Raw genomic sequence first — 15606 nt, 5'->3', positions numbered from 1 at the left:
GGGGATCGTGCCGGAGAGCAGGATCCACAGCAGCTTGCCGAACTTCCACCGGGCCTGGGCCCCCGGCCGGCCCCGCGTGCCGGCCCCCGCGTGCGGGGCTCGGCGGGGGTCGGGGCCAGGGGCGGGGGTCGCGCGGCTAGGGGCCAGTGGGCGGAGGTCGGGGTCAGGGGCGGGGTCGCCCCGGCCGGCCCCGCACGGCGGGGCCTCGGGCTTGGGCTCCCGGCCCGCTCCCGCGTGCCGGGGCCGGGGCCGGGGGTCGACGGTCGAGGGACGGGGGCCCGGGGCCGACGCTAGTTGGCCAGGGGTCGGAGGCCGGGGGTCGGAGATCGGAGGTCGGGGCCAGGGGCCGGGGCCGGCGCTAGTCCAGGGGCCGGAGGCCAGGGGCCGGGGTCCGGAGGCCGGGAGTCGGAGGCCAGGGGTCCGGGGGCCGGGGTCCGGGGCCGAGGGTCGGAGGCCAGGGGGCGGAGGCCGGGGCCGGGGTCGACGGTCGAGGGACGGGGTCCGGGGCCGGGGACAGTTGGTCAGGGGTACGGGGGCGGGGGCCGGGGGCCCGGGCGTCACGGTGGGCACCCGGGCGGCTCAGCGGCGCCTTACCTGTGGGCGGCGGCTGCCAGTTCGACGAGCTCGGGGACCAGGTCGTTGGCGTGCGGGACCGAGGCCATCTCGTCCCGCAGGTCCGCCGCGCGGCGGCGGAACGACTCCTCCTCCAGCAGCCGGAGCAGGCTGTCGCGGACGATCGGCCCGGTGGCTTCCACGGAGTGGGTCGTCAGGCCCGCGCCGTGCGTGGCGAGGCGGCGCGACAGCATGGGCTGGTCTACGTCCCACGGCAGGGCCAGTTGCGGCACGCCGTAGAACGCGGCGGTGTTCAGGGTGCCCACGCCCGCGTGGTGGATGACCGCCGCGCAGGTCGGCAGCAGGGCCTGCATCGGTACGTACGGTACGAGGCGCGCGTTGTCGGGGACGCGGACGAGCTTCGCCCGGGCTTCGTCGTTGACGGTGGCGACCAGTTCGATGTCGAGGTCCGCCACCGCGTCGAGGATCTCCTGGACGTCGATGGGGAGGCCGATCGCATGGTCGGTGACCGTGAGCCCCAGGGTCAGGGCCACGCGCGGGCGGCGCGGCGGCTCCCACAGCCAGCGGGGGACCACGGCCGGCCCGCCGTAGGGGGTGAAGCGCAGCGACCGGTAGTCGAGGCCAGGCGCGTGGAACTGGAGGGACGGCGGCAGGGGGTCGATCGACAGCTGTCCGGTGCACAGTTCCTCGGTGAACTCGTGGCCGTAGCGCCGGGCGTAGCCGCCGAGCCACTCGCCGAGCGGGTCACCGCGGTCCTCCGGCGGCTGCTGGGCCGTCAGGGCCACGAAGTGTTCGCGGGTGATGCCGTGCACGTCGGCGCCGATCAGTACGCGGGCGTGGGCGGCGCCGACGGCCTGCGCGGCGATGGCGCCCGCGAAGGTGAGGGGCTCCCAGAGCACCAGGTCCGGCCGCCAGTGCTGGGCGTACTCGACGAGGGCGCTGGTCAGTGGCGCGTTGGTCATCTTGTGCGTGCTGTCGACCCGGACCCGGTAGCCCTCGCGCAGCGACTCCAGGGTGATGTCCTCGGGCATGCGTTCCGCCGCGTCGTACGGGGGAAGCAGGCCGGGCGCGCGGCGCGCCCCGGGGCCGTCGACCCGGCCGACGATCTGCCACAGGTCCCGGTCGCTTCCCACGGGCACCGCGGTGAGCCCTGCCTGGTTGATGACGGCGGCCATCTTCGGCTGACAGGCCACCCGGACCTCGTGTCCCGCCGTGCGCAGCGCCCACGCCAGCGGGGCCATCAACAGGAAGTGGGTGCGCTCGGGGTAGCAGGTGAGCAGGACGCGCATCGGCCGGGCCATCACGCCGCTCCCGCCGTCACCCGGCGGCGCAGCAACCGCACCGGGAGGCTCTTGATGCCCCAGGTGAAGTTGGACGAGTTGTAGCGGACCGGGCCGCTGAGCTCGAAGCCGTCGAGGGTCCGCGTGAACTCCTTGAGCAGCGCGGCGAGTTCGAACCGGGCCAGGTGTGCGCCGAGGCAGAGGTGGCGGCCGTGGCCGAAGGCGATGTGCCGGTTGGGGCGCCGGTCGACGGCGAAGGTGTGGGGGTCGGTGAACAGCTCCTCGTCACGGTTGGCGGAGACGTTCCACAGGGTGACCCGGTCGCCGGCGGCGATCCTCGTTCCGTTGATCTCGGTGTCCCGGGTGACCGTGCGCAGCGCGTGCACGCCGGGGGTGGTCCAGCGCAGGACCTCCTCGACGGCCGGAGCGACACCGGCCTCGCCGAGTTCCTTCAGGAGCCGCCACTGCTCGGGGTGCTCGGCGAACTGGTGGACCGCTCCGGCGGCCGAGTACCTGGTGGTCTCGTTGGCACCGGACAGGATGCCGTTGCAGTTGAAGACGATCTCCTCGTCGGTGAGCGGGCGCTGCTCGCCGCCGCCCTCGTCCACCTGGGTGTCGTGGGCGATGTGGCTGATCAGGTCGTCGGCGGGGTGCGCCCGCCGCTCCCTGAGCAGTTCCATGAAGTACAGGAAGATCTCGGAGTGGGCGCTGCTGCGCTCCATCTCGTCGTCGGAGTCGAAGGCCTCGGTGGTGAGTTCGCCGATCCAGGCCCAGTCGGCGTGCGGGATGCCCATCAGCGCGCAGACGACACGGTTGGGCAGTTGCTTGGCGAGGTCGATGAAGTCGAATGTGTCGCGTTCGAGGTACTCCAGGGCCAGTTCGGCGACGACCTTCTCGACCAGGGCCTCGATGCGCGGCATGCGCTGCGGGCCGAGCGCCTGGTGGAGGGCGCGCTTGAGGCGGGTGTGCTGGGGGGCGTCGGAGACGATGAGCATGCGCTGGGTGACGGCGGCGACGGCCCCGGGGTCGCTGCCGAGGCGCATGCCGCCGGCCGAGCTGAAGGTCTCGCTGTCGGTGTAGACCCGGCTGATGTCGCGGTGCTTGCTGAGGACCCAGAAGCCGTCCCCGTCGGGCTCCGGATGGCGGTGCACCGGGTCGTTGGCGCGCAGCCAGGCGAAGGTCTCCCAGAAGTCGTTCCTGGCGAAGGGCCCCGGGTCGAGGAGGTCGATGTGCATGTCAGGCTCCTGTGTGGCGAGCTGCGGATACGGCGGCGGTGGCCGCGGTGGTGAGGCCGGCCGGGGCCGGGGCGGCGGCCGCGGCCCGCAGGAGTTCGGCCAGGTGGGCGAGCAGCTGCTGCGGGCGGCGCAGCACCGCGTGGTGCCCGCCGGGGACCTGGCGGCGGTGCAGGGGGCCGGTGGTGGCCGCGGCCCACCGGTCGAGCTCGGCGGGGGTCACCGTCGCGTCGTCGTCCGCTCCCCAGACGTGCACGGGAACCCGCAGCCGCGGCTCGGGCCTGTGCGTGTAGCTCCGGGAGAGCGCGGCGTCCTTGCGGAGCATCTCCAGGGCGAGTTCCCGGAGCTCCAGGTCGCGCAGGCCGTGGGCCTGGCCGGGGTCGAGGCCAGGGTCGTCGGTGTCGAGGAGCCGGTCCAGCTCGTCCTCGCGGACCGGGGAGCCGGCGGTGCGGCGGCCCGTGCCCGGCGCGCGGGCCGGGGCCCGGCAACCGCTGACGACCAGCGCGTACGGCGTGGTGCGGCGCGCCACCTCGTAGGCGAGGAGGCCTCCGAAGCTGTGTCCGTACAGGACGAGGGGGCGGGAGCGGCCGAGCCTGCGGGTGAGGGCGGTGACGATCGTGTCGACGGCCTGGTCGAAGGTGTCCGGCATGGGCTCGTGCCAGCGGTCCTCCCGGCCCGGCAGTTGGACGCCGAACACCTCGGCGGTGCCCGCGAGCGGGTGCTGCCAGGAGCCGAACCGCCGGCATCCGGCTCCGGCGGGCGGCAGGCAGACGAGTGCGGGGAGCGGGCCGTCGGCGACCGCTCCGGTGGTCCAGCCGATGATCCAGTCGCCCATCGCGGGTCCTCCTCAGTCCTCGGCAGTCTGGGGAGGGGGTCTATCGATTACCTATCAACGCCTGCGCCCGCTCTGATAGCCGTTCGATCGAGCCCCTTCCGACACTGATGATTCGTCCCCTGCCGCAGACCCGGAAACGAGGGTGAGCAAGATGAACAGTGCTGACACGCGGATACGGAAGGTCGTCATCCTCGGTGGCGGCACCGCGGGCTGGATGACCGCCGCCTATCTGGGCAAGGCCCTTCAGGACACGGTCGACATCACCGTCCTGGAGGCACCGGGCATCCCCCGTATCGGGGTGGGTGAGGCGACGGTCCCGAACCTGCAGCGCTCCTTCTTCGACTACCTCGGCATCGCCGAGGACGACTGGATGCGGGAGTGCAACGCGAGCTTCAAGATGGCGGTGCGGTTCATCAACTGGCGTACCGAGGGGCATGGCGAGGCCGGCCCGCGGACGCTGCCCGACGACCGCCCGGACCACTTCTACCACCCGTTCGGGCTGCTGCCGGACCACGACCAGACGCCGCTGTCCCACTACTGGTTCAAGCGGAAGCACGAGGGCACCACCACGGAGCCGTTCGACTACGCGTGCTTCACCGAGCCGCCGGTGATGGACGCCATGAAGGCGCCGCGGCACCTCGACGGCACGGCCGCGACCCGGTACGCCTGGCACTTCGACGCCCACCTCGTCGCGGACTTCCTGCGCCGCTTCGCCACCTCGAAGCAGGGCGTGAACCACGTCCAGGACGAGATGGTGCGGGTGGAGCAGGACGAGCGGGGGTACGTCACGGCGCTGCACACCAAGGGCGGTCTCGCGCTGGAGGCGGACCTGTTCGTCGACTGCTCGGGCTTCCGCGGGTTGCTCATCAACAAGGCTCTCGAAGAGCCGTTCATCGACATGAGCGACCACCTGCTGTGCGACAGCGCGGTCGCCACCGCGATCCCGCACGACGACGAGGCGAACGGCGTCGAGCCGTACACCTCCGCCATCGCGATGTCGTCCGGCTGGGCGTGGAAGATCCCGATGCTGGGCCGCTTCGGCTCCGGCTACGTGTACTCCAGCAAGTTCGCCACCCAGGAGGAGGCGACGCGGGAGTTCAGCGAGATGTGGGGGCTCGACCCGGAGAAGACCCGGTTCAACCACATCCGGTTCCGGGTCGGCCGGAACCGCCGCGCCTGGGTGAACAACGTGGTCAGCATCGGTCTGTCGTCGTGCTTCCTGGAGCCGCTGGAGTCGACGGGCATCTACTTCACCAGCGCCGCGATCTACCAGCTGGCGAAGCACTTCCCGGACAAGACCTTCAACCAGGGTCTCGTGGACAGCTTCAACCACGAGATCGAGGTGATGTTCGACGACACACGCGACTTCATCCAGGCCCACTTCTACTACGCGCCGCGCAACGACACCCCGTTCTGGCGGGCCAACAAGGAGCTGACGCTGCCGGAGAACATCCAGAAGAAGATCGCCGCGTACAAGGCCGGTCTGCCCATCAACTCGCCGATCACCGACGAGTCGACGTACTACGGCAACTTCGAGGCGGAGTTCCGGAACTTCTGGACCAACGGCAGCTACTACTGCATCTTCGCCGGGCTCGGCCTGGAACCCGACGCCCCGCTGCCTGCGCTGGCGCACAAGCCGGAGTCGGTGGCCGGTGCGCAGCCGCTGTTCGAGGACGTCAAGCGGCGGCAGCGCGAGCTCGTCGAGACGCTGCCGAGCACGTACGCGTACCTGCGGCAGCTGCACAAGTCCTGACCCCCGTTCGTTTCCGTACGCCGCCGGTCGGGCGGGAGGCCCCACGACGCTCCCGCCTGGCCGGCCGTACGCCGTGTGAAAGAAGGCCCAGTTGACGACGCATGCGCGGCCGGCCGCCGGTACCGGCGCACCGAACGACGTCCGCCCGATGACGGGCGAGGAATACCTCGACTCGCTGCGTGACGGGCGCAGTGTCTACATCCACGGTGAGCGCGTGTCCGACGTCACCGAGCACCCCGCCTTCCGCAACAGCGCCCGGTCCATCGCCCAGTTGTACGACGCGCTCCACGATCCGGAGGCCAAGGGCGTCCTGTCGGTACCGACGGACACCGGGAACGGCGGTTTCACCCACCCGTTCTTCAAGACGGCCCGCAGTGCGGCGGACCTGCGCGAGGCACGGGACGCGATCGTCGGCTGGCAGCGGCTCGTGTACGGCTGGATGGGGCGTACCCCCGACTACAAGGCGGCGTTCTTCGGCACGCTGGACGCCCACGCCGACTTCTACGGGCCCTTCGCGGACAATGCGCGCAGCTGGTACAAGCGGGCGCAGGAGCGGGTGCTGTACTTCAACCACGCCATCGTGAATCCGCCCATCGACCGTGACCGGCCGGCCGACCACATCGGCGACGTGGTGGTGCACGTGGAGGAGGAGACCGACGCGGGCCTGATCGTGAGCGGTGCCAAGGTCGTGGCCACGGGATCGGCGCTCACCAACGCCAACCTGATCGCTCACATGGGGCTGCCGCTGCGCAAGAAGGAGTTCTCCGCGGTCTTCACCGTGCCGATGAACAGCCCCGGGCTGAAGTTGCTCTGCCGCAGCTCCTACGAGATGCAGGCCGCCGTCCTGGGCAGCCCCTTCGACCGGCCGCTGTCGAGCCGGCTGGACGAGAACGACTCCATCATCGTGATGGACCGTGTCCTGGTGCCGTGGGAGAACGTGTTCATGTACGACGCGGCGTCGGCCAATTCCTTCGCCACGAAGTCGGGCTTCCTGGAGCGCTTCACCTTCCACGGCTGCGCCCGCTTGGCCGTCAAGCTGGACTTCATCGCGGGCTGCCTGCTCAAGGCGGTCGAGGCGACGGGTGCGTCCAAGTTCCGGGGTGTGCAGGCGCAGATCGGCGAGGTCCTGAACTGGCGCGACATGTTCTGGGGGCTGTCGGACGCGATGATCTCCTCGTCCACGCCGTGGTCGGACGGGTCGGTGCAGCCCAACCTGCACTACGGGCTCGCGTACCGCACCTTCATGGGTGTCGGGTATCCCCGGATCCGCGAGATCATCCAGCAGACCGTCGGCAGCGCGCTCATTTACCTCAACTCGCATGCGAGCGACTGGAAGAACCCGGAGATCCGGCCCTATCTGGACCGGTATCTGCGCGGCTCGCACGGTATCGAGGCCATCGACCGGGTGAAGCTGCTGAAGCTGCTGTGGGACGCGGTCGGCAGCGAGTTCGCCGCCCGGCACGAGCTGTACGAGCGCAACTACGGCGGTGACCACGAGGGCATCCGCGTACAGACCCTCATGGCGTACCAGGCGAACGGGCGGGCCGACGCGCTCAAGGGCTTCGCGGAGCAGTGCATGGCGGAGTACGACCTCGACGGCTGGACCCGCCCGGATCTCGTCCCGCCGGGGTCCTGAGCGGCGTACCGGAACGGCCGAAGGGCCGGGGCGCGGACGGTGTGTCCGTGCCCCGGCCCTTTCGCGTGCCCGTTTCACACGGGACGCAGGCCCCTGCGGAAGGCCGTGCACTGCTCGTACGAGGGCAGGGTCCCCGCCTCCTCGAGCTGGGCCAGGGTGGGCGCCCGGGAGTCCTTCGGCGAGAGCAGCGGGTCGATGCCGGCCGGCCAGTCGATGGCCAGCGCGGGGTCCAGCGGGTGGATGCCGTGCTCCCGGCCGGGCGCGTACCCCTCGGAGCAGAGGTAGACCACGGTCGCGTCGTCGGTCAGGGCGAGGAAGCCGTGGCCCAGCCCCTCGGAGAGGAAGACGGCGCGGTGGTTGCGGTCGTCCAGCAGCTTGCTCTCCCACTGGCGGTACGTCGGGGAGCCCGTCCTGATGTCGACGACGACGTCGAGCACCGCTCCGCGTACGCACTTGATGTACTTGGCCTGGCCGGGCGGTACGTCGGCGAAGTGGATGCCGCGCAGCGCACCGCGCCGGGAGACGGACAGATTGGCCTGGGCGAGCCTCAGCTCCTGCCCGGTGATCTCGCCGAACTCCTGGCGGCGGAACCACTCGTGGAAGTCGCCGCGCTCGTCGGGGAAGATCGTCGGCTCGTGGAGCCAGGCGCCTTCTATGGACAGCGGTCGCATACGGACGGGGATTCCTCGCGGTCGGTGTGGGCTTCTCCGGTGGCGCGGTGCGCGATACCGGGGAGAGCGGCGGCCAGGGCGGACCGCCAGTCCCTCATGGGTGCGATGCCCGCGGTGTGCCAGCGGTCGTGCCCCAGCACGCTGTAGGCGGGCCGGGGTGCCGGGCGGGCGTAGGCGTCACTGGTCGTCGGGCGTACCCGGGCGGGGTCGGCGCCGATCAGCCGGAAGACCTCCCGGCCGAGGGCGTGCCAGGTGGCCTCGCCGGCCGACGTGCCGTGGTAGACGCCGGGCGGGGCGGCGCCGGACAGGGCCGCTCGCCCCAGCGCGACCAGGGTGTGCGCGAGGTCGACCGTCCAGGTCGGCTGGCCGCGCTGGTCGTCGACCACGTCCAGGGTGTCGCGTTCGCGCTCCAGGCGCAGCAGGGTGCGGACGAAGCTGCCGCCGCCCGCCCCGTAGAGCCAGGCGGTGCGCACGACGTAGCCGGTGTCCGGCAGCGTGTCCAGGACCGCCCGCTCGCCCACGAGTTTGGTGCGGCCGTAGGCGGTGCGGGGTCCTGTCGGGTCGTCCTCCCGGTACGGCCGGGTGGCGTCCCCGGCGAAGACATAGTCCGTGGACAGGTGCAGCAGGACGGCTCCGGCGTCGCGGCACGCCCGGGCCAGCAGCCGCACCGCCGTGCCGTTGACGGCGAGCGCGTCGGCCTCCCGGTCCTCCGCGTCGTCGACGGCCGTCCAGGCAGCGCAGTTGACCACGACGGAGGGGCGGCGGGAGGTGATGAAGGCGCGTACCGCCACGGGATCGGTGACGTCGAGGGCGCTCCGGCGCGCCGCCACCGTGCCGATGCCGGCGCGTGTCAGCTCGGCCAGGACGTCCCGGGCGAGCATGCCGCCCGCCCCGGTCACCAGCCACGGGCCCCGGTCCGCTCCCCCGGCCGGGCCGGGGAGCCGGTGGTGCGCGGTCACAGCTGGGCCCGCCTCTTCAGCGGCTCCCACCAGTCCCGGTTGTCGCGGTACCACTGGACGGTGGCGGCGAGGCCCTCCTCCAGCGGGACGCGCGGCTCGTAACCCAGTTCCCGGCGGATCTTGGTGCAGTCGACGGAGTAGCGCCGGTCGTGTCCCTTGCGGTCGGTGACGTACTCGACGCTGGCGTCCCAGTCCGCGCCGCACTCCTTGAGCAGCAGGCGGGTCAGCTCGTCGTTGGAGAGTTCGGTGCCCCCACCGATGTTGTAAATCTCCCCGGCCCGTCCGCGGGTGCGTACCAGTTCGATGCCCTGGACGTGGTCGTCGATGTGGAGCCAGTCGCGGACGTTACCGCCGTCGCCGTACAACGGGACCTTCCGGCCGTCCAGCAGGTTGGTGACGAACAGCGGGATGAGCTTCTCGGGGAAGTGGTGGTGACCGTAGTTGTTGGAGCAGCGGGTGACCCGAACGTCCAGGCCGTGGGTGTGGTGGTACGACAGTGCCACCAGGTCTCCGGCCGCCTTCGCCGACGAGTAGGGCGAGCTGGGCCGCAGGGGGTGGGTCTCGGGCCAGGAGCCGGTGTCGATCGAGCCGTACACCTCGTCGGTGGAGACCTGGACGAAGGTGGTGATACCGGCCCTGTGGGCGGCGTCGACGAGGGTGTGGGTGCCGAGGACGTTTGTCCGGATGAACTCCGCTCCGCCGTCGATCGACCGGTCCACGTGGGACTCGGCGGCGAAGTGCACCACCTGGTCGTGCTCCCGCATGAGCCGGTCGACGGTGCCGGAGTCGCAGATGTCCCCCTGGACGAAGGCGAATCCGGGGTGGCCGCGCACTTCGTCGAGGTTGGCCGGGTTGCCGGCGTAGGTGAGCTTGTCGAGGACGGTCACGGACACGTCGCCCGGCCCCTGCGGGCCGAGGAGCGTGCGTGTGTAGTGGGAGCCGATGAAACCGGCGCCACCGGTCACGAGTATGCGAGTCGCCATAGGTCCTTACACCTTGCTGTGGTCACCGGTCGGGCCGGTGCGCGGGGAGTCGGGCGTACGAAACGGAGCAGGGCCCGGTGCGCGCGGGCAGCGCCGCGCACCGGGGCGGTCGTGCGGGGGAGCGGGCCGGACGTTCACCGCCGCACGACGACGGCGGCGAGGAGCAGGTCGCGGTCGGCGGTCCAGCGGCCGTGCAGGACGGGCGGCAGGGCGCCGGCCGCCCGGTCCGGCACCGGCCTGAGCAACCGGGCGGTGAACGACGGCGGGGACGCCTCGAGGCGTATCGAGGCCTCGTGGAAGCCCAGCCACTCGCCGGCGAGCGGTGACCACACCTTGTAGACGGCCTCCTTGGCGCAGAACAGCAGCCGGTCCCAGCAGACGCCGGGGTCCTGGGCGCGCAGGGTGTCGTGCCGCGCTCGCTCCTCGGGGAGGGCGATCCTGCGCAGCATGCCGTCCGGCAGCGGCCCGTGCGGTTCGGCGTCGATGCCGACGGCCCGCGCCCGGGTGCTCCGGGCCACGGCGGCGGCACGGTAGCCGCGGCAGTGGGTCAGGCTGCCCACCACGCCGTGCGGCCAGCGCGGGGCGCCGGCCCGGCCGGGCGGCAGTGGGAAGGGGGGCAGTCCGAGACGGCGGCCGGCGCGGCGGGCGCACTGCCGCACCGTCGCGAACTCGCCCCGCCGTTCCTCGCTCATCGCGGCGGCGGGCGCGCGCTCCTCCGGCAGGAGCCTCGCCCCGGGCAGGTCGGTGAACGACTCGGCGGCGGCGACGTAGGACGGCAGGATCGTGGTCAGCACGGCGTCAGTCCCGGGCGGGCGCGAGCGCCTCGACGTGCGCGAGGGGGTCGGAGTCGTCGACGGGCAGGAGGGCGATCAGCGGGGTGTCGAGGCCGTGCTCGGTGTACGCCCTGACGCGCGCCCGGCACTCCTCCGGGCTGCCGTGCACGATCAGTTCGTCGACGACCTCGTCCGGCAGGGCCATGCCCGCACGCCAGCGGTCGCCCGCGTCCCACGCCCGGTGCATCGGGGCGAGGGCCTCGCTCCGGCCGAGCCAGTCCTGGAAGGCCCGGTAGGCGGGTACGGTGAGGTAGCGGCTGATCATCATCCGGCCGACCCGCCGGGCGGCCCTGGCGTCCTCGGTGGGGCAGACGAAGACCGGGGCGACGAGTTCCGGCCCGGGGCCGGTCTCGGCCCTGATCCGCGCCACGTCGCCGGGCGCTATCCAGTTGGTGATCACGCCGTCCGCCTCGGTCGCGGCCAGCCTCAGCATGCCGGGCCGCAGCGCGGCGAGCATGATCGGCGGTACGACGGCGGGGGGCCGTTCCAGCCGGAACTGGCGTACGGCGAAGGTGGGGTACGCGGTGTTCACCGCGCCGCCGGCGAACGCTGACTTCAGGAAGCGCAAGGTGTCCCTGGTGCGGCCGTACGGGGCGTGGTGGGTCATGCCGTTCCAGCCCTCGACGATGCCGGGCGAGGAGGCGCCGATGCCCAGCACGAACCGGCCGGGAGCGCACTCGGCGACGGCCGAGGCGCTCATCGCCAGGAGCGCCGGGCCACGGGTGAACACCGGGACGATGGCGGTGCCGAGCCGCAGGCCGGGCGCCCACTGCGAGGCCAGGACCAGCGGCGAGAAGGCGTCGGTTCCCGCGGTCTCGGCCGTCCAGAGGTCGGTGTAGCCCAGGTCGGGCAGCCGCTCCACGAGCCTGCGGTGCCCGGGCAGGGGTACGCCCGGCAGTGGAAGGGTGATCCCCCAACGGGTCATGGCGTGGTCTCCGGTCTCACTCGGCGGTGCCGGTCCCACCCGGCGCTCTCGCTGTTGTCGCTCGGCGGTCCGGACACGGACCGTGCCGCGCGCGGCCGGCTCGGGGGTGCGGCCGCGCGCGGCATTCCTCAGCGGCCTTCGGCCAGCAGGGTCCCGGCGTGGCCGTGCAGCAGGTCCGCGGCCCGGCGGACCTCGGCGGCCATCGGCCGGTCCTCGTCCAGCGGCGGTGACAGCTCGGCCAGTTCGGCCCACACACCGGTGGCGTCCCCGGCCCGGCCGGTGATCGCGGCGAGCTGGGCGAGGGTCACGGCGAGGGAGCCGACGGTGAGCCAGGCCAGCTCCAGTGCCTCGCCCACGCCGTTGGCGCTGTTGAGCGCCATCGGTACGTGGTCCTGGTTCCAGCCGTTGGTCGGCAGCGTCGTCAGGGACGCGGGGGTGACCAGCTGGCGTATCCGGGAGATGAAGGACGTGGCGCTGATCTGCACGCCGGCCAGACCGCAGCCCCGGCCCGCGCGGGGCGTGAGCATGATGGGCAGGTCGCCGTTGGTGGTCGGGTTGACGACCAGTCCGAGCTGCCGCTCGGCGAGGTACGCGGCCATGTGCAGGGCGAGACCGGTCTGCTCGGAGGCGAACCCCACCGGCATGGCGTGGAAGTTGCCGCCGTGCAGGACCTGTCCCTCGAAGGTCAGCGGATTGTCGGTGCAGCCTTCCGCCTCGCGTCCCAGGACGGTCCCGGCCATGGTGAGCTGGTCGAGTACGGCGCCGAGCACCTGGGGCGCGCAGCGCAGGCTGTAGGGCTCCTGGAGGGGGCGGGTCTCGTCGCGGACGTGGCCTTCGGGGAGGTCCTGTCGGATCCAGCGGGCCACTTGGAGCTGGCCCGCCTGTCCGCGGGCCCGCCCGACACCGTCCTCGAAGTGCTCGGGGTTCCCGCCGAGCAGCTCCGTCATCCGGGAGGTGAGGAGCGCCGTCGCACGGACGAGCCGGACGGCGGAGCGGTGGTTGAGGACCGCGGCGGCGAGGCTGACGCCCGTTCCGTTGACGAAGGCCAGGGCCTCCCGGACGGGCCAGGCGAGGGGTGTGGCGCCGAGTTCGGCCAGCACCTCGTCGGCCGGGGCCAGCGACCAGCGTCCGTCGTCGCTCCGGGTCCACGCCTCGCCGTGGCCGGTGAAGGCGAGGGCGGCGTGGGCCAGCGGCTGGAGATCGCCACTCGCGCTGACCGTTCCGTCCCGGGGGATGGCGGGTGTGAAGCCCTCGTTCCACAGGTCGGCGAGGCGCTGCCAGAACTCGGGCGAGACGGCGGAGAAGCCCTTGCGCATGCTGTTGAGCCGCAGCCAGACGACCAGGCGGCAGGTCTCGGGGTCGAGCGGCCTGCCCTGGGCGGTGCCCAGGTGGGAGATGAGGGAGCTGCCCTGCTCCGCCTCCGACTTGGCCTCGTAGGTGACCAGCGGGCCGAAGCCGTGGGTCAGGCCGTAGACCGGCCGTCCGGACGCCAGGTGGCTGTCGACGGTGGCCGCGCTCGCCTCCATACGGGCGATGTCGGCGTCGGTCAGCGGGCTGATCTTCTCCCTCCAGGGCGTCTGCCCGGCCTGCTCCGACAGGAGTGCGGGGATCGACGAACCGTCGTCGAGGGCCGCGCTGTTGAAGGTCTCGGTGGTCGCTGTCACGTTGCACTCCCTGGCTTGCTCTGTGGGGTCGATCGGTGGCGCAGCTTGCCCGTCGCGGATCGGCTGATCCCGGGCACCACATGCACCTTCCGGGGGCGCACGCCCAGGAGGGCGGGCACGGGGGACAGGTCGGCGCCGGTGCGTCCGGAGCCGGCCCGGGGGACGACGTAGAGGTCGATCTGTTCGCCGGTCATGCGGTCGCTGACCGCGACCAGTGCGAGGTCCTCGCAGTCGACACGCGCGCGCAGGGTGTGTTCCATCTCGTCGAGGTTGATGCGGCGCCCGTTCACCTTGACCAGGCGTCCGACGCGTCCGGCAAGGCGGAACGTACGGGCGTCCAGGGGCTCCACGAGATCGCCGGTGTACCAGTGGTCCGGCCGCGGTTCGCCGGGACGGTGGCCGAGCCGGGGGCTGCGGATCACCAACGGGACGGTGCATTCGGTGAGTTCCGCCTCGTCCGGGGTCGCCGGGGTCGCCGGCCCGCCCGGGGGGTTCGGGTTCCGCGGGTGGTTCGGGGGGTTCGGGTCGTACGTGTCGCCCGGCGCGAACGTCACGTCGGGGAAGAGGCTCCAGGCGGGCGGTTCACCGCCGCTCCAGCGCCGGGTGGCGATACCGCCCGTTTCCGTGGAGCCGAGCAGTTCGACGAGCGTCACCCGGCCCGGCCCCGCCTCCTCCAGCAGGGTGAGGGCGTCGGCCGGCAGCATCGCGCTGCTGTAGAGGACCGTGAGGTGCTCGAAGGAGCGCACCCAGTCGATGTGCCGCAGCAGCAGCGAGAAGATCCACGGGGTGGCCACCACCACGGTGTGCCGCTGCCCCGTGTCGGGCATCGCGCCCACGAAAGCCTTCCGGTACCAGGCCGGTACGCCCAGTCGGGCCGGGACGAGCAGGGTGGCCAGCGCCCCGTAGACGTGCAGCGGCGGGGCGAAGGCGACGACGGCACCGGGTGGTACCGGGGCGTCGGCCGTGAGGAACGCGGCGAGCATTCCGGCCTCTCCCCAGGCGTCCTCGCGGGTGCGGCGCCAGCAGCGGCTGGGGCCCGTGCTGCCCGACGTGTGGAAGTCCACTTCGGGCGGCAGGGCGCCCAGCACCAGCTCCTCGCGCCGCGCGAAGGACTCCAGCGCGTCCCAGCGCACGTGCCACGCGGTGTCGTTGACGGCGGGCGCGGCGTGTCCCGAGGAGATGAGCTCCTCGGGGCTCAGTTCCTGATAACCCACACAATCTCCCTGTGGTGAACGGGCGGTCGCGCACCGTCAGACGAACGATGCGGCAACCTGCATCAGGTACTGGCCGTATTCGGAGTTCTTCATCTCCAGTCCGAGATCGTGGCAGGCCCTGGCGTCGATATAGCCCATACGCAGGGCGATTTCCTCGATGCAGGCCACGCGGACGCCCTGCCGCTTCTCGATGACATGGACGTACTGACTCGCGTCGAGCAGCGAGGCATGCGTTCCGGCATCGAGCCAGGTGTATCCGCGGCCGAGCCTGATCAGACGGGCCCTGCCTTGTTTCAGATAGGCCTGGTTGACATGGGTGATCTCCAACTCGCCCCGTTCCGACGGGGTGAGTTCCCGGGCGATGTCCACAGCTTCGGAGTCGTAGAAGTAAAGCCCGGTGATGGCATTGTCGGAACGCGGCCGGAGCGGTTTCTCCTCCAGGGAGACCAGATTGCCTTCCGCGTCGGTCTCGCCGATTCCGTACCTCTCCGGGTCCGACACCGGATATCCGAAGAGGGTACAGCCGTCGAGTTCCTCACGCGCCGTCCGCAGCAGCTGCGGGAAGCCGGCGCCGTGGAAGATGTTGTCGCCGAGCACCAGCGCCACCGGGCCGTCGCCGATGTGTTCGGCGCCGATGATCAGCGCTTCCGCGATACCCCTGGGCTCGTCCTGGACCGCGTAGGTGAGGTCGAGTCCGAGCTGGGAACCGTCACGGAGCAGCGCCCGCAGCGGACCGATGGCATCCGGCGTGGAGATCACCAGGATCTCCCGGATCCCGGCCAGCATGAGGACGGAAAGCGGATGATAGATCATCGGCTTGTCGTAGACCGTGAGCAACTGCTTCGACGTCGTCAAGGTGGAGGGGTACAGGCGTGTGCCCCTGCCCCCCGCGAGAATTATCCCCTTCACCGTTCCGCCCGTTCATCGAGGCCGGGCACATGCGCTCGGCCGACCGGAAAACTCCTTCTTCGAAGCTCGTTCCAGCGAGTGTGCCAGGCACAACACCGGCAGTGGAAGGCGCGTTTGCGTGTTCTGTGTCCCGCTGGCG

13 protein-coding genes are annotated in these 15606 nt (G+C 71.8%); 2 read left to right on the top strand and 11 right to left on the bottom strand.

From position 1 onward, the window contains the following. Positions 1-590 precede the first annotated feature (590 nt). The 3 genes from ABT360_RS16890 to ABT360_RS16880 are packed head-to-tail and all read right to left on the bottom strand — an operon-like array spanning position 591 to position 3920. Complete coding sequence (locus ABT360_RS16890) at positions 591-1874, bottom strand: activator-dependent family glycosyltransferase (RefSeq protein ID WP_351816174.1); 1284 nt, start codon at positions 1872-1874, stop codon at positions 591-593. Beyond that, positions 1874-3088: a cytochrome P450 gene (locus ABT360_RS16885; protein ID WP_351816171.1), complete on the bottom strand. Its 1215-nt coding sequence runs from the start codon at positions 3086-3088 to the stop codon at positions 1874-1876. Before ABT360_RS16885 ends, ABT360_RS16890 begins: the two co-directional genes overlap by 1 nt. A 1-nt stretch (position 3089) precedes the next feature. Continuing rightward, a complete protein-coding gene (locus tag ABT360_RS16880) occupies positions 3090-3920 on the bottom strand; it encodes a thioesterase II family protein (protein WP_351816168.1) in 831 nt (276 codons plus the stop codon). 151 nt (positions 3921-4071) lie between these two features. On the opposite strand from ABT360_RS16880, the gene ABT360_RS16875 reads away from it, so the two are divergent. Both ABT360_RS16875 and ABT360_RS16870 read left to right on the top strand, forming a co-directional pair. Then, positions 4072-5673, top strand: a complete 1602-nt coding sequence (locus ABT360_RS16875; RefSeq protein WP_351816165.1) for a tryptophan halogenase family protein — start codon at positions 4072-4074, stop codon at positions 5671-5673. 148 nt (positions 5674-5821) lie between these two features. Continuing rightward, complete coding sequence (locus ABT360_RS16870) at positions 5822-7309, top strand: 4-hydroxyphenylacetate 3-hydroxylase N-terminal domain-containing protein (protein WP_351816184.1); 1488 nt, start codon at positions 5822-5824, stop codon at positions 7307-7309. A gap of 74 nt (positions 7310-7383) precedes the next feature. Here ABT360_RS16870 and rfbC read toward each other — a convergent pair whose 3' ends face one another. From rfbC to rfbA, 8 genes are all read right to left on the bottom strand, one after another. Further along, positions 7384-7980, bottom strand: a complete 597-nt coding sequence (gene rfbC, locus ABT360_RS16865) for a dTDP-4-dehydrorhamnose 3,5-epimerase (RefSeq protein ID WP_351816162.1) — start codon at positions 7978-7980, stop codon at positions 7384-7386. Beyond that, a complete protein-coding gene (gene rfbD, locus ABT360_RS16860; protein WP_351816159.1) occupies positions 7962-8939 on the bottom strand; it encodes a dTDP-4-dehydrorhamnose reductase in 978 nt (325 codons plus the stop codon). Before rfbD ends, rfbC begins: the two co-directional genes overlap by 19 nt. Beyond that, positions 8936-9922, bottom strand: coding sequence for a dTDP-glucose 4,6-dehydratase (rfbB, locus tag ABT360_RS16855; RefSeq protein WP_351816156.1), 987 nt, complete (start codon positions 9920-9922; stop codon positions 8936-8938). Before rfbB ends, rfbD begins: the two co-directional genes overlap by 4 nt. 134 nt (positions 9923-10056) lie before the next feature. Beyond that, positions 10057-10716, bottom strand: coding sequence for a 4'-phosphopantetheinyl transferase family protein (locus ABT360_RS16850; RefSeq protein ID WP_351816154.1), 660 nt, complete (start codon positions 10714-10716; stop codon positions 10057-10059). Between the two features lie 4 nt (positions 10717-10720). After that, positions 10721-11680: an LLM class F420-dependent oxidoreductase gene (locus ABT360_RS16845; RefSeq protein WP_351816152.1), complete on the bottom strand. Its 960-nt coding sequence runs from the start codon at positions 11678-11680 to the stop codon at positions 10721-10723. A 128-nt stretch (positions 11681-11808) separates the two neighbouring features. After that, a complete protein-coding gene (locus ABT360_RS16840) occupies positions 11809-13344 on the bottom strand; it encodes an HAL/PAL/TAL family ammonia-lyase (protein ID WP_351816149.1) in 1536 nt (511 codons plus the stop codon). Beyond that, positions 13341-14558: an AMP-binding protein gene (locus ABT360_RS16835; protein ID WP_351816147.1), complete on the bottom strand. Its 1218-nt coding sequence runs from the start codon at positions 14556-14558 to the stop codon at positions 13341-13343. The genes ABT360_RS16840 and ABT360_RS16835 overlap by 4 nt, the downstream gene beginning before the upstream one ends. 36 nt (positions 14559-14594) lie before the next feature. Continuing rightward, a complete protein-coding gene (gene rfbA, locus ABT360_RS16830) occupies positions 14595-15467 on the bottom strand; it encodes a glucose-1-phosphate thymidylyltransferase RfbA (protein WP_351816144.1) in 873 nt (290 codons plus the stop codon). Positions 15468-15606: the final 139 nt, after the last annotated feature.

This window comes from Streptomyces sp. NPDC000229, from assembly GCF_040300825.1.
Classification (GTDB): domain Bacteria; phylum Actinomycetota; class Actinomycetes; order Streptomycetales; family Streptomycetaceae; genus Streptomyces.
Note: the sequence above shows the minus strand (reverse complement) of the source record. Positions and strands in the feature narration are given on the sequence as shown.